This window comes from Acidithiobacillus ferridurans, assembly GCF_003966655.1.
Taxonomy (GTDB): domain Bacteria; phylum Pseudomonadota; class Gammaproteobacteria; order Acidithiobacillales; family Acidithiobacillaceae; genus Acidithiobacillus; species Acidithiobacillus ferridurans.
This window is the reverse complement of record NZ_AP018795.1, coordinates 1,315,189-1,328,213: the sequence shown is the minus strand read 5'-3', so window position 1 is coordinate 1,328,213 and position 13,025 is coordinate 1,315,189. Positions and strand designations below refer to the sequence as shown.

Genomic DNA, 13,025 nt, shown 5'->3' with positions numbered 1-13,025 from the left:
GAGGACAGTGGAGGATAACACGGAGCCAAATGACGGCAGCCCAGTCAATAGATATACATTATGCATCTATAAGGGTGATAAATGAACAAGTTTAATTATGGCCCTGTTGTTTTCCTGGTGTGAATAAGTGATGTAATTACAGTAGGTAACGCGAGATTTGAAGTTTTCGCGCTGGTCATATCGATAATGCGTCATAGATCAAAGACCAACTATGTCATTAAATATAAAAATTACTTATAGAATTGGCAAAAATCGTAATTTTCAATTGACTGCGAAGTGTTTTATGTTTCGAGACCGCTACAACAGACGGGTAATCAATGCATGGCTAGGTTTTTATCAGCAGTTCCTAATGGTGATTTGCGCGAGGTGGTGCGCCACTTTACACCAAATTGGTTTGCCGCGAACATGGGCACAGGTATCCTGGCCCTGATGCTCGCCGATTTCCCATACCATTTCCCCGGCCAGCTCGTGGCAGCGCGAGGGCTCTGGTCGATCAACGTCGTTTTTTTCTGCCTTTTCACGGTATTGTTTCTGGGGCGCGCCATTTTCTACCCGGCCGCCTTTCAGCGGCTCTTTGAACATCCCGTGCAGTCCATGTTCATCGGGGCCATTCCCATGGGATTTGCCACGATCGTCAACGGCATCTTCCTGCTATGGCCGCTATCGCCCGAAACCATCCTTGTTGCCCACTATCTCTGGTGGGTAGACGTGGTCCTCTCGCTTTTTTCCGTGCTGGCAGTCCCTTATTATATGTTTACGACCCAGCACCATGCCATGGACCGTATGACCGCGGCATGGCTGTTGCCGGTGGTTCCGCCGGAGGTGGCGGCGGCAAGCGGCGGTATGCTGGCCGGGCATCTGAGCACTGGCGCGGCCGGCTGGGTGATTTATACCAGTTACGTGCTTTGGGCCATTTCCGTGCCCCTGGCCTTTGCCATACTGACGATCCTTTTCCTCCGTCTGACCCTACACAAAATGCCGCACATCGACATGGCCGTATCCGCCTGGCTGCCTCTCGGCCCTCTGGGTACCGGTTCTCTGGCAATGCTGGTGCTGGGCCCCTCTGATCAGTATGCCTTTGCTCACAGCTCCATGGCGGCGGTGGGGGCGTTGGGTGAGCCCATTGGGATCATCACGGGCCTCGTATTGTGGGGTTTCGGGTTGTGGTGGATGGCGATTGCCATATTTTTCACCTTGCGTTATCTGAATGAGGGCCTACCCTTCAACATGGGCTGGTGGGGTTTCACCTTCCCTCTGGGCGTCTTTACGGCGTCCACCTATGCCCTGGCGAGGGAAACGGGGTTCGTAGTGTTCGATCATATCGGTGCCGCCTTTACCATTCTCCTGGCCTTTTTCTGGGTGGTGGTGACCTGGCGGACCTTTGGCGGCATGTGGGTCGGGCGCCTGTTCCGCGACCCCTCCCTTTCGGAAGAAACCGCCATGTTGATCGACAGCAAAGAAGACGTGCAGCGACTGATTACAAAAGAGGATGTGATCAAGGATCTTAGGAGTTGAGTGGTGTTCTTGTTGGATCAACTTGGAAGGAGAATAGACATGAGCAACGAATCAAATCTGTTGAGCCGCAGAGAAGCAATGAAGCGTACGGTGCTGGGCGCGGGCGCCGTCGCCGTGGGTGCCCTGGGGGCCAATGCCTCAGCCATGGCCGCCGGCATGAGCGGAAACCCCGCCAACCTGTTGCCCACCGGTGCCGGCACGCTGCAGGAATTGAGTGACCGGCTGGCCAAAGCGCCACGGCGGCGCGATTTCAAAACCGTTCCCATGATGTTGACTAGCCCGGACCAATGGGACAGCGAAGCATTGGATGAGATACTGCACTACGCTGGCGGTCCCAAGCAGGTATGGGACAATACCGCGCTGACCAGCCCGTGGCTGAACCTGATGCGCAACAGCATGAATGTGCAGATCTGGTCGTTCAAGCATCCGGATTTCCTCGCCGTGTCGGCCACCCATGGTTCCGCGCATTTTGCCCTATACGACAATTACATCTGGAACAAGTATCTCGCCACCCTCACCAAAGGCAAATGGAAGGCGAACGCCTGGTTGAAACAGCCCCCGGCATCGGCGACCAATCCGGCCGATTTTGAGGACCCCGAAGGCGTTTTCTCCCCCCACGACAACAGCATCATCGTGCTGCAGCGTCGTGGTGCCGTATTCCTGGCCTGCCACAACGAGGTGTGGGAGCTCACCATGGGTTTACATTCCAAGGGCATCAACCCGGATCATCTGAGCCATCCGGAAATGGCTGCGGAGTTCACCAACCACTTGATTCCCGGCGTAGTGCTCACCCCGGGTATCGTCGGTACCTTACCGGAGTTGCAGTTGGCGGGATATCAGTACGCCAAATAACCATGCACAAATGAGGGTAATGAGATGAAAAAAAGTAAAACGCTGCAAATCGCTACCGTAGCCGCGGTCGCATCCCTGCTGTCCTGCGGAGCAGTCGTCGCCCAGGCTGCGGATATGGGATGGAACGGAAAAGCCGAGGCCCCCCGTTATCAGGAGCAGGTGTTTCCGCCCTGGCAACATGGTGAAAACAACCCCACGATGGATAAGGGCTTCAATTTCACGGTTCCCGAAATCGATGATCTGGCGGATTTCCACGGCTCCATAGACAACCCGCAACTCACCATTTTTGTGGGCGGCAATTACTACTTCGCCATGGCTCCGCTGGTAAAAGCCTTTGAAAAGGAACACCCGGCTCTCCGGGGGAAGATCTACTACGAGACGTTGCCGCCCGGCATCCTGATCAAGCAGATGAAGCAGGGTGGCACCATCACCATCGGCAACATGACGTGGACCGTCAAGCCCGATGTCTATGCAGCGGGGCTGAAGAAAGTGAACGCCTTCATCAAGGAAGGTTTGCTGCAGGGTCCTGCGGTGCCTTATGTCACCAATGATCTGACCATCATGATCCCGAAAGGCAACCCCGCCCACATTACCGGACTCCAGGATCTGGGCAAGCCCGGTGTGCGTTTATCCATGCCCAATCCCGCCTGGGAAGGCGTCGCCAGACAGATCAAAATGTCTCTGACGAAGGCTGGCGGCCCCGCGCTGGAGAAAATGGTGTACGACACCAAAGTCAAGAATGGGGAAACGATCCTCACCCATATCCATCATCGTCAGACGCCGCTCTTCCTGATGCAGGGTCTCGCTGATGCCGGGGTGACGTGGAAATCGGAAGCGATTTTCCAGGAACAGGCGGGGCACCCCATTGCCAACGTCGCGATCCCCGCGAAGGACAATACCACGGCGATCTACGCTTCCGCGGTAGTCAAGGGCGCGGCACATCCCAAGTGGGCTAAGGACTGGGTGAATTTTTTGAAGACACCCACCGCCTTGCAGATCTTTGAGCACTACGGTTTCAAGCCGTACACGGGCAAATAAGTAAAAAGGGAGGGAATTCTCTCCCTTTTTCAGGCAGAACAGGAGAAACTTCATGGCAACGACCATGTCAAATACCACCCCGCAGGACACGCCGGATCGCAGTTGGCGTTTCGCCGCCATCGCACTTCTTGCCGTACGCTTCGTCCAGGGATGGATCTACTGGGGCGGCGGGACCCGGCGTTTTATCTACGGCCCGCAAAAGCTGGACGTACATGGCCACTGGATGGCCTATAAATTCCAGACGGCAATGCCCGGAGCCATACTAGGTACGGATCATCTGGTCGCTTTTTTATTGCATCATTTCACCCTGCTCTATGCTGGGGTGATCATTTTCAGCGCCGTTGAAATGATCGCAGGTTTTATGCTGATTGTCGGCTTGTATACCCGCCTCGCAGCGGTGGCCACCCTCGGCTTGTCCTTCGTGCTGATGCTGTTGTTCGGTTGGCAGGGCGCCACCTGCATCGATGAATGGACCATGGCTGCGTCCAACTTTGCCATGGGCATCACGCTGTTTCTTGCGGGAAGCGGCGCGTATTCCGTGGACAACTGGCTCCTGTCGCGGAAACCGACGCTGGCCCAAAATGGTCTGTTCCGCTGGCTGGGGGGTGCCCTGCCTTTGCCTTTGAGCGATGGCGCCTTCAAGAAGCTCGCGTTCACATTGTTCTGGATTGCCGTGGCCTTTATCGTCGCGACTTATAGTTATTACCGCGGTTCGGTGTTCACGCCTTTTCACGGTGGCCCAGTGAGTCCGGCGAAGCATCACTGGAAGCTGGACGGAGCCACACTGCAGAAGGACGGCGGTGTGACATTCCACGCCTATGTGGATTCCGGAGTGGCCGCAGAGCCGTCCAATGTGCTCGAGGCAGCGCTGATCGATACCAGCACCGGGAAGCCGCTGGAGAAATGGGCCAGTTCGACCCTCTCCACGTTGCCCAAAAGCGCCTTTTCCAACGATTTTGCCTACCAGCAGATTCACACCGGGAAGTTCGGCATTACCGGACCGGTCGGTGCGCAGGCCACCGTACGCCTGCCATCAACGATGCCGAGCGGTGTAACCATCGGTCAGGGCGCTTACGTTCTCGAGCTGACCTCCGTAAACGGCCATGTATGGAAAGCGCCAGTGCAGCATCCATAAGCACTATCTAGTCAGGTCAGGCAGTTGCCAGCCTCAAATTGTGGCATGGGCGTAGGTTCATCCATGCCATTTTCCAGAAATTCAACAGGAGAATTAAAAATGTTCAAGCGCCTAGCAAACGCCGCAATTCCATTTGCCTTCGTCGGCATGTTATTCGGGCTGTCGGTATCTGTGGCCTCCGCCGACGACAGTGGTAACCAAGCCGCACAACAAGTATTGAATGCACGCATGGAGAAATTCTTTGCAGATCAGAAACCCTTTCCCTACGGCACCTATCAGTATACGGACCGCAGCTTGTTATTGGCGATCAGCAAGGATCCCAGCAAATATGCATTGATCGATATCCGGACGCCAACCTATCACGATTTTTTCTGCGGAGTGCATTCCAACAAGCATGTCTGCACCGGACGCGGCTGGCAACGTATTTACGGCTATGCACAGGGCCATGTGCCAGGTGCTCGGAATATCCCGTATCTGAATCTTCCTGCGGCCATCAAGAGCAACACCATTCCCAAAAACAAGACCGTTATCCTCATGTGCCCGACCGGCCAGCTATCCAACCAGACGGCCGGAGTATTGCGCATGCTCGGTTACGACGCCTACGCCTTGCGTGGCGGGGTCAACGGCTGGAAAAAGGCAGGATATCCCATTGTCATCGGTAAAGAGCCGGGCACCATGGCGCAGGCGTGTCATCCCTGGCAGACGTGCTGGCGGCAATTCCAGTATGACAACCCGCAGGCGCATTGACGGGTTTGGAAGCAGGCTTCCGGGGGCCGTGTGTGCCCCCGCCGGTGTGAGTCAGGTCTTATGTCCCATGTAATCAAAGAAGCAACCTGTCAGCAGGCGCTTGCGGCGCTGAGCGATCGCGATTCCGTCGTCATTGATGTGCGATGCCAGGAGGAATATGCGATATACGGGCAAATCGCGGGGGCGCACCTCATCCCGTGGAAGCTGCTTCGTGATGATGCATTGGTGGATAATCAGCATTTTCACCGCGAACTGAAAAACGCCGTGAGCAACTGCAAGGGCATAGGCGATTTCAAGCTATACTTCATCTGCGGTAGCGGAAACCGTTCCTGTGATGCGGCGGAATGTGCCCTGGACATGCTGGGAGACGAAGGTTACGAGGTTTATAACGTCGTCGGCGGTATAGATGAGTGGGTCTGCAGCGGCCTGCCGACATCACCGGCTGCCCTCTCGGCGTAGGCTGGCAACACCCGTATTTTGTCCTTTCCCTCACTTCTGCTGTAATGCCCGCAGAATCTCGTCCATCGGCTCCTGCCCGGACACGACGCCCTGGTATTTGTCGATCACCCGCCCTTCCCTGTCGATGATGACCTGTGTGGGTGTAACCATGATTCCGCCCACTGCGCGGGTAAGGGTGCCACTTTGATCCATAGATAAAGGATAAGTCACGTGGGCCATAGCGGCGGCGGCGAGGCTTCTGGACCTGGACGATCCCGGCGTGGCGATGCCTACCACCACCAGACCCTGCGCGCGGTAGGTCTGGTAAAGTCGTTCCAGATCGGGCAGTTCCTGGATACAGGGCGGGCAGTCGGGAGACCAGAAATTCAATACCACGACCTTGCCGCGCAGCGCCGTTACATCCAGGGTTTTGCCATTCACCAGCGGAATGGATGTGGTTGCCACATCGGACTTATGAAGCATGGGCTGGATAAGGCTGATCCACAGCAGGAATGCGCCGATCATCACGATGATGGCCACTTTGGCCATAGGCCAAACCGTTTTTGACATGATGGTATGTTATCCCCGTAAAAATAGCCCCCATTTTATACGGCACGGGGGCTGTCCGGATAGCCGGGAGATGTCAGCGTTGCAGGGGTACGGTCCAGACGCTGCCATTTACCGAACTCAGCTGGAGCGTATAGGTACCCACCGGCAGCTTCAAATCGCTCGCCGCCGGGGGCAGGGTAATGGTAGCCTTGGAACCCACCGGGCCGGTGATCCCGTATTTACCGATATGAATTTTTTGATAATCATAGTCGTTTTTCAAGGCCGTTCTGGGTAAGGCGGCAAGCTTGGCGCTATCCCATTCCTCGACCACACTGCCATTCCGGGTGTCGACAAGCGTCGCATGCAGCACGTTGGATGGTGCTTCGGGGGTGCCGGCGTCCACATAGGCATGGAAGGTCACCGTGCCGTCCCCTTGCAGGCGGCCGTCAGAGAGGGACCAATGATGTTTGGAGGGGCTCACGGGACCGCCATGGAAGGGAGTGACCACCGAACCGCGATAGTAGCTGTAGGTGCCGACGATGAAAGCGACGGCGATCCAGAACAGCATCAGCGCGAATTTCTTATAGGCCTGATCGCTCAGGGGCAACGGCAAACTGCCGCCCATCCAGCGAAACCACCCTTTTTCGGCCAGGCCGGGCTTTTTCGCGAGGAGCCAATTGTCCAGGGAATAAGCGCCTCCGCCCACCAGCAGGAGCGTCACGCCCATGGCAAAATTCGATGCGGCCATGGTCCATTCGTCGATGCAGGTAGCCCCTTGCCAACCGAACAGGAGCATCAGCACGAAGGACAAGCCGATGGTGGTCAGGGCGGCGATGCGCGTCAGTAGACCCGTGATGAGCATGAAGCCCGCAAATAGTTCCACCAGGCTGAAGACGATGACCCCGACATAGAGCAGAACGAAATGCTGCAGCAGGAAGGAGACGAGATGCTCCGTGCCCAGCAAGGCACCCGGCATGGCCGTCTGAAACTTATAGGCCATCCAGTGCCCGCCACCCCACGCGTCCAGCTTTTGCGGGCCGTAGATAAACCGTCTGGTGCCGCCGCCCCAGTAAATCCAGCCTTGCACAAAACGCACGGCGAGCAACCCGATCGCTGCCAGGCGCCATCCTCTATCCACTAAAAATGTACTGCCGTTTACGCTTGTTGCACTACCCATGCTCTTTCTCCTGATGATCCGGGGGGCTACGCCCCCCTAATGCGCGCGTGGATCACTTCCCCTGGGTATATGGCTGAAAGCCATACTCTTCGAAGATGTGCAGGGCCGTTGGCGACTTGAGGAAGTTTACCCACGCCTCTGCCCATTTGGGGTGAGGCGCATCCTTGACCGCAGCAGCCGCATAGATGGCCTTGGTATTGAATTGGGCCGGAATCGCGACGTTGCCGATGGGATTGCCGATCTTTTCCTGGAAAATGGCTTCGGATTTCCAGGTTACCCCGGCGACGGCCCTTCCCTGCATCAGGAACATGGGACTCTGGCGGTGGTGAATTTCCGTCAGAATGGTTTCGCCGTTCTTTACCTTGGTGTCATACACCGCGGTGGCCAGTGCCGGTCCGCCCGCCTTCGTGAGGCTCATCTTGATTTGCCGGGCGATGCCCTCCCATGCGGGATTGGGCATGACCAGCCGCATTCCGGGTTTGCCCAGATCCTGGAGTCCGCTGATGTGGGCCGGGTTGCCTTTGGGAACCATGATGGTGAGGTCGTTGGTGACATAAGGCACCGCCGGCCCCTTCAGCAGACCGTGCTGAACGTAATAGTCCACTTTCTGCAACCCGGCGGCGTATACGTCGGGCTTGACCGTCCAGGTCATGTTCCCCACCGTGATGGTATTGCCGTGCTCCATCTGCCGGATCAGCAAGCCCGGCGGAATGGTCTCGTAATAGATTCTGCCTTTGATCTCCGGGTGCTCCTTCTCAAACGCGGCCACCAGCGGTGCCATGGCAAAAAAGTAGTTGCCCCCCACGAAGATGCTCAGTTTCGGGTTGTCGATGCTACCGTGAAAATCCGGCAGGTTGTCGACTTCCGGGATGGTAAAATCCAGGCCTTTAGAGGTCGCCGGGTTGTTGGCGCCATTTTGCCAGGGAGGGAATACCTGGCTCTTCGTGCCATGGAACTCGCCAGGGGTACCCCAGCCGTTGTCCGCCGCCACGGCGCAGGTACCAAAAACCATCAGGGAGGCGGCTGCCAGCAGTGGAGCCAGCCGTAGTGTGCTGCTTCTCGTCATCCTATCGCTCCTCTTGATCTACTATTTTGCGTATTGAAAGCCGGCCAACTGCAGTTCCGGCAAGGTGCCTACCACCCCCGGCGTCAGGATGACACCGGGAATGAGATGGTTGGTAAACTCGGCCGCCATCTGTTCATGGCTGAGGCCGTCGGGATTGATGCCCTTCTTGAGCACGCCCTCGGTGATTTCCCAGATGCCATTGTGACAGCCCAGGAAAACGGCGCCGCGACGCTGCAATACCGTGACACTGTTGTCCCCCGGAGCGAACACTCCTTCGGGATTCTCAAAGTTGGCGGGGTCGGCCGCCGCCGCCGGCGGTTCTTTGACCCATTCGTTGCCTTTCCATTTTCCGCCGGTCATCTGTGCCAGATATTTGTTCCAGATGAAATCATCGTACAGCGCCCAGTGGGCGCTGCCATGGGTGGCCGAGACACAAAGGAAATCCGGATGCCTAAACGCCCAGACCTGCACATTCATGCTGTTGCGCATCAAGTTCAGCCACGGGCTGGAAACATCGGTATTATCCCAGACCTGTTTCGGGCCACCGGCGTAATGGATGATCTCCCGCAGCGCCGCATCATCCCATTCGTCCGGTTTGGTGAGGATCATGGGAACCGTTTTGAAGTCGCGCCGCCGCGGTGTTTTGGCCAAGCGTTCGCCGAGTTCCTTCAGACTCCTGGCACCAGTCGGCAACAAATTGCCGGGATTCCCGCTCAGGCCGGCCGCTACGGCGCTCGTCTGGGTACCCACGGCACCCACAGCCAGGGCTCCGGCACCCCACACTGCACGTTTCATGACGTCGCGACGGCTCAGCAAATTTTGCTCGTTACTCATGGTTCTCTCCTTTGGGTGTGCCAAACTATACGGTCTACTGTTTTTGCGCTGCATGAAGGGCGTCCAGAACGGATTCGTCGGCTTTCTGGCCAACCGCTCGCGCCGCGGCGTTATCCGTCAGTAATGCACTACGCTGGAGATAGTAAGCGGTGGTTTTGCCGTTTATCTGGACCAGCGACAGGGTGATCGGACAGAGACTCGTGGCGGCGGGGTCGGTGCGCAGGTAGCCGACAATGGAGCTGGACTGGCATACGACCAACAGCCGCTCGGCCTGGATGTCCGGAGGAATCCGGGCGGCAAGCTGCGGGTTGCCCTTGTGAATGCGGGGGAGCACGTTCAGATTGTCCACTACCTTGAAGTGACGCGCCGTCAGTTGCTGGCTGATTTTGACGGCGGCAATGTCCGCAGGCATGGCAAAAGATGTGCCGATGATGGCTGGTGCGGCGTTGGCCGTACCCATGGCCAGACCGGCAAGAGCAGAGAGAAGGAACCGTTTTTTCCACATGTAATTAGAGTCTCCGGAAATAGGTAAAACAGCGGATTGGGAAAGGTCACTGGAATCTGTGCATTACCCCGATATAGGCGCGAGAGTCATCTACCTCCTGTGGCGAAAGGGCTTTGGTGTGGCTGACATAGTCTATGCCGGACAAGATATCCCAGCCCTGCCCGATGCCGTAATGGCCATGCACACCCAGTGTCAGATACGATCCGTTCCGCCAGGAGTACCGGTACCTGGAAATGGGCGCGAGTTCCAGGGCGCTCTGGACGGCAAGGGTCCCGGTGCCGTAACGCGGAAAGGCCAGGCGCAGAGGCCGCCTGGACATATAGGGGTTGCGGCTCACACCGGCTATGGGATGGGACCTGCCCGGATGGTGACGCAGGAGGGCGATGGCTTTGTGCCCCGGTCTCAGACGGATGCGGAGGGCGCGTTTGTCCCGCCGGTGAGCGGGTTTCCGGTGCGCTGATTTTCTGGCGAGGAATCGTTGCCTCTGTGGCGCGCGGGTCCAATCCGCCAGCGGATTTCCAGGGCATCCCGGAAAAATGCATAACCCGCCGGATAGCGGCGACACCTGGGCGGCGCCGACGACGGGCGGTACTGCCGCAGAGGTTCTTGCACTCCCCGCGACGCTGGGTGTGGGTCCGCCCGGTCGCTGCGTGCTGTCCGTCTTCATGGCCGCGTCAGCGCCGGCCGGTCCTATGGAGGTAAACATCGCGACGCCGCAGAGTGCGAATAACCGAAGGGGCAAATCATCAGCCCCCGTCCGCCGGCGTTTCCGTTCTTCGGAAACCCGTTTCTTGCCGCGCAGGAAGAAGATGGTTCGCCGTATCATCGTTCAACGGGCTTCTATCTCGTTGACCCCGACGATCCGGGGTGAGGGCGGGATAGGCACCGCCTGGCGTATCCGATAAAAATAATGACCGGTTGTCAGGAATGCCGCGAATACGACCACGGCGAACACCAGGCTGCTGACCGCCAGTTGCATTCCCCCGGAAATCACATGGCCAGAGGTGCATCCGCCCGCCATGCGCGCCCCGAAGAGGAGCAGGAAGCCGCCGACGAACGCCCAGAAAAAACGTTTGGCCGGCTTGGGACCGTGGTACCGCACCCACAACTCGGGCACGCTGGAGATGCGAAAGCTGCGGTGGAGCAGGGCAAACACCAGCCCGGCCAGAAACGCCCCGGTGAGAAACCATAATTCCCATGCGCCTGGCGCCGCTATGGCGGCCTGATAGGATTCCGCGCCCAGGTCGGTAAGGGTCATGGCCGCATAAGGAAAGGCCGTGGATGCGCCCATGGGGTGACCGGCGACAAAGGGCAGGGTGAGTACGCAGTTGAGCAACGCCAGACCCACGGCGGCGTGCAGCCAGCGCCAGTCATGATGCTGCAATTTCTGTAAATACAAGGCGATTCCCATGAACAAGATCGCCACGGCACTGGTGACGCTCCAGAACAGGGTGTCATCGGGCAACAGGCTGCGGACAGACAGGGCGCCCAGGTTCGGGCCGAGAAGGGGATTTATGGAGGGGTAGACCACCGCAAAAACCAGGGCGCCGCACAAACCGCCGATGATGCCGACCAAGGCATCGAGATTGCCCTGGCCCAGGGATATGGCGACGGTGCCGGGACAGTAGCCGAGTACGGCCATGCCCACGCCGAAGAGCAGTCCGCCCACGACCACGCCGACGAGGATCAGGGGTTTGACGTGGTAGTCCGCCCATCCCAGGAGAATCTCGGACTGCAGCAAAAGCATCCCCAGGCCGATAGTGAAGGCCATGGTTTTGGCGACGGCGAGATTTTGCAGTACCGCCATGCCCGCTATGGTATTAAATCGGTTCAGGCGCGCATATTGTAGAATCGCCCCGAACATGAAACCCCAAACGATGGTCTCCATACGCTCCTCCATCTTGTAATAGGCATAGGGGGAAACCCCGCCTTGCCACTATTCTTTATATCAATCAAAATAGCCTATTGTTCAGCCCTGGCAAATATAATTAATCTATGGGCTGATTAGCGACTATAGGGCGCTGGATGATGTGCGGCGACGCGCAGGCATTCCGGAGATCAACAGACGTCCCGGTCGCCGCTCAGGACATGCGGACGTGTACCAGACCGGGAAACAAGGCGGCCAGACCGTTGGCGATGAAGGTCACGGCAATGGCGGCGAGCACCAGCCCGAAGATACGGGTAGAGATGTTGATGCCCGTCACCCCCAGCCGGCGCGACAGGGGCTCCGCCAGGCGTAGTGCCGCATAGGCCACTCCGGCGATTACCAGGATGTCGATGATCAACAGGCCGCTGGCCAGCCACGACGCATTTTTGTGATGGGCGATGATCACGGTGACCATGGTGCCGGGACCCGCGAGCAGGGGGATGGCGAGAGGGACTACGGCGACGGCCTCTTTCTGCATGCCCTCGGCGGCTTCCTCCGGGGTGTGGCGATAGCGGCTGGACTTGGCCTGTAGCATATTGAAGGCCAGCAGCATGAGCACCATACCGCCCGCCACCTGAAAGGCGGCGATGCTGATCCCGAAGAATTGCAGGATATATTCTCCCAGGAACGCCGACGTGAGCAGCACCACGGCGACGGCGCGCGATGCCAGCTTCGCCGTGGCGAGTTGTTGTTGTGGGTCTTCGTCGCTGGTCAGGGCAATGAAAATCGGGATGGCGCCGACGGGATTGAGGATCGCGAGCAGGGCGATGAGCGTTTGCAATGCACTGTGCAGTTCAGCGGCCACGGGCATCTGCATCGCTCCCGTGCCGCATGTACTGGCACAAGGCCCTTGAAAATTGCGGCGTGAGGTCGTATTTAATAGGCATCTTTTAAAGCAACAACCCGATACGGAGTCGATACAATGCCAACTTACGAGTATGTATGCAAGGATTGCGGGCACCACTTGAGTGTCGAGCAGCGCATGAGTGATCCCCGCCTGACCGATTGCCCCCATTGCGGAAAGCCGGGGCTGGAGCGGCAACTGAGCGCCGGCGGCTTCGCCCTGAAGGGCTCCGGCTGGTACCAGACCGATTTCAAGGGTGGCGGCAATAAAGCCGGCGAGAGCAAGCCGGAAGCCGCCGCTGTGCCTACCTGCCCCGCCGGGGGTTGCGCCTGTCATTGACGCGGCGCGCGCGGCAAGGCTAGATTGTGCGCGGGCCTCCCGGTCGGGTGGCCCTTTTC

The 13,025-nt window shown here is 58.0% G+C and carries 15 protein-coding genes; 7 read left to right on the top strand and 8 right to left on the bottom strand.

Going from position 1 to position 13,025, the window contains the following annotated elements; genetic code table 11:
* The first annotated feature begins 321 nt into the window (after positions 1-321).
* From AFERRID_RS06905 to AFERRID_RS06880, 6 genes are all read left to right on the top strand, one after another.
* Entirely contained in the window at positions 322-1,515 is a 1,194-nt protein-coding gene (locus AFERRID_RS06905; protein ID WP_113526121.1) for a TDT family transporter, read from the top strand.
* Between the two features lie 39 nt (positions 1,516-1,554).
* Positions 1,555-2,367 carry a thiosulfate dehydrogenase gene (tetH, locus tag AFERRID_RS06900; RefSeq protein WP_113526122.1) on the top strand — a complete coding sequence of 271 codons (813 nt, stop codon included), beginning with the start codon at positions 1,555-1,557 and terminating at the stop codon, positions 2,365-2,367.
* A 24-nt stretch (positions 2,368-2,391) separates the two neighbouring features.
* Positions 2,392-3,405, top strand: coding sequence for a substrate-binding domain-containing protein (locus AFERRID_RS06895; protein WP_126604671.1), 1,014 nt, complete (start codon positions 2,392-2,394; stop codon positions 3,403-3,405).
* A gap of 52 nt (positions 3,406-3,457) precedes the next feature.
* A complete protein-coding gene (locus AFERRID_RS06890; protein ID WP_126604670.1) occupies positions 3,458-4,540 on the top strand; it encodes a TQO small subunit DoxD in 1,083 nt (360 codons plus the stop codon).
* A gap of 99 nt (positions 4,541-4,639) precedes the next feature.
* A complete protein-coding gene (locus AFERRID_RS06885; protein WP_113526125.1) occupies positions 4,640-5,287 on the top strand; it encodes a rhodanese-like domain-containing protein in 648 nt (215 codons plus the stop codon).
* Between the two features lie 60 nt (positions 5,288-5,347).
* A complete protein-coding gene (locus AFERRID_RS06880; protein ID WP_113526126.1) occupies positions 5,348-5,746 on the top strand; it encodes a rhodanese-like domain-containing protein in 399 nt (132 codons plus the stop codon).
* Between the two features lie 30 nt (positions 5,747-5,776).
* Here AFERRID_RS06880 and AFERRID_RS06875 read toward each other — a convergent pair whose 3' ends face one another.
* From AFERRID_RS06875 to AFERRID_RS06840, 8 genes are all read right to left on the bottom strand, one after another.
* Positions 5,777-6,295 (bottom strand): TlpA disulfide reductase family protein, encoded by a 519-nt coding sequence (locus tag AFERRID_RS06875; protein ID WP_126604669.1) that lies wholly within the window; start codon positions 6,293-6,295, stop codon positions 5,777-5,779.
* Between the two features lie 73 nt (positions 6,296-6,368).
* Positions 6,369-7,451 (bottom strand): TQO small subunit DoxD, encoded by a 1,083-nt coding sequence (locus AFERRID_RS06870; protein ID WP_126604668.1) that lies wholly within the window; start codon positions 7,449-7,451, stop codon positions 6,369-6,371.
* A 52-nt stretch (positions 7,452-7,503) separates the two neighbouring features.
* On the bottom strand, positions 7,504-8,517 hold the full coding sequence (locus AFERRID_RS06865; protein ID WP_126604667.1) for a substrate-binding domain-containing protein: 1,014 nt from the start codon (positions 8,515-8,517) through the stop codon (positions 7,504-7,506).
* 21 nt (positions 8,518-8,538) lie between these two features.
* Positions 8,539-9,351: a thiosulfate dehydrogenase gene (gene tetH / locus AFERRID_RS06860; protein ID WP_126604666.1), complete on the bottom strand. Its 813-nt coding sequence runs from the start codon at positions 9,349-9,351 to the stop codon at positions 8,539-8,541.
* A 34-nt stretch (positions 9,352-9,385) separates the two neighbouring features.
* Entirely contained in the window at positions 9,386-9,856 is a 471-nt protein-coding gene (locus AFERRID_RS06855) for a hypothetical protein (protein ID WP_126604665.1), read from the bottom strand.
* 46 nt (positions 9,857-9,902) lie between these two features.
* Entirely contained in the window at positions 9,903-10,682 is a 780-nt protein-coding gene (locus tag AFERRID_RS06850) for a hypothetical protein (protein WP_226833003.1), read from the bottom strand.
* 3 nt (positions 10,683-10,685) lie between these two features.
* Positions 10,686-11,744: a YeeE/YedE thiosulfate transporter family protein gene (locus tag AFERRID_RS06845; RefSeq protein ID WP_126604664.1), complete on the bottom strand. Its 1,059-nt coding sequence runs from the start codon at positions 11,742-11,744 to the stop codon at positions 10,686-10,688.
* A 193-nt stretch (positions 11,745-11,937) separates the two neighbouring features.
* Positions 11,938-12,594, bottom strand: a complete 657-nt coding sequence (locus tag AFERRID_RS06840) for a MarC family protein (protein WP_113526372.1) — start codon at positions 12,592-12,594, stop codon at positions 11,938-11,940.
* A 111-nt stretch (positions 12,595-12,705) separates the two neighbouring features.
* Between AFERRID_RS06840 and AFERRID_RS06835 the strand changes: the two genes are divergently transcribed.
* Positions 12,706-12,966, top strand: a complete 261-nt coding sequence (locus AFERRID_RS06835; protein WP_113526133.1) for an FmdB family zinc ribbon protein — start codon at positions 12,706-12,708, stop codon at positions 12,964-12,966.
* Positions 12,967-13,025 lie beyond the last annotated feature (59 nt).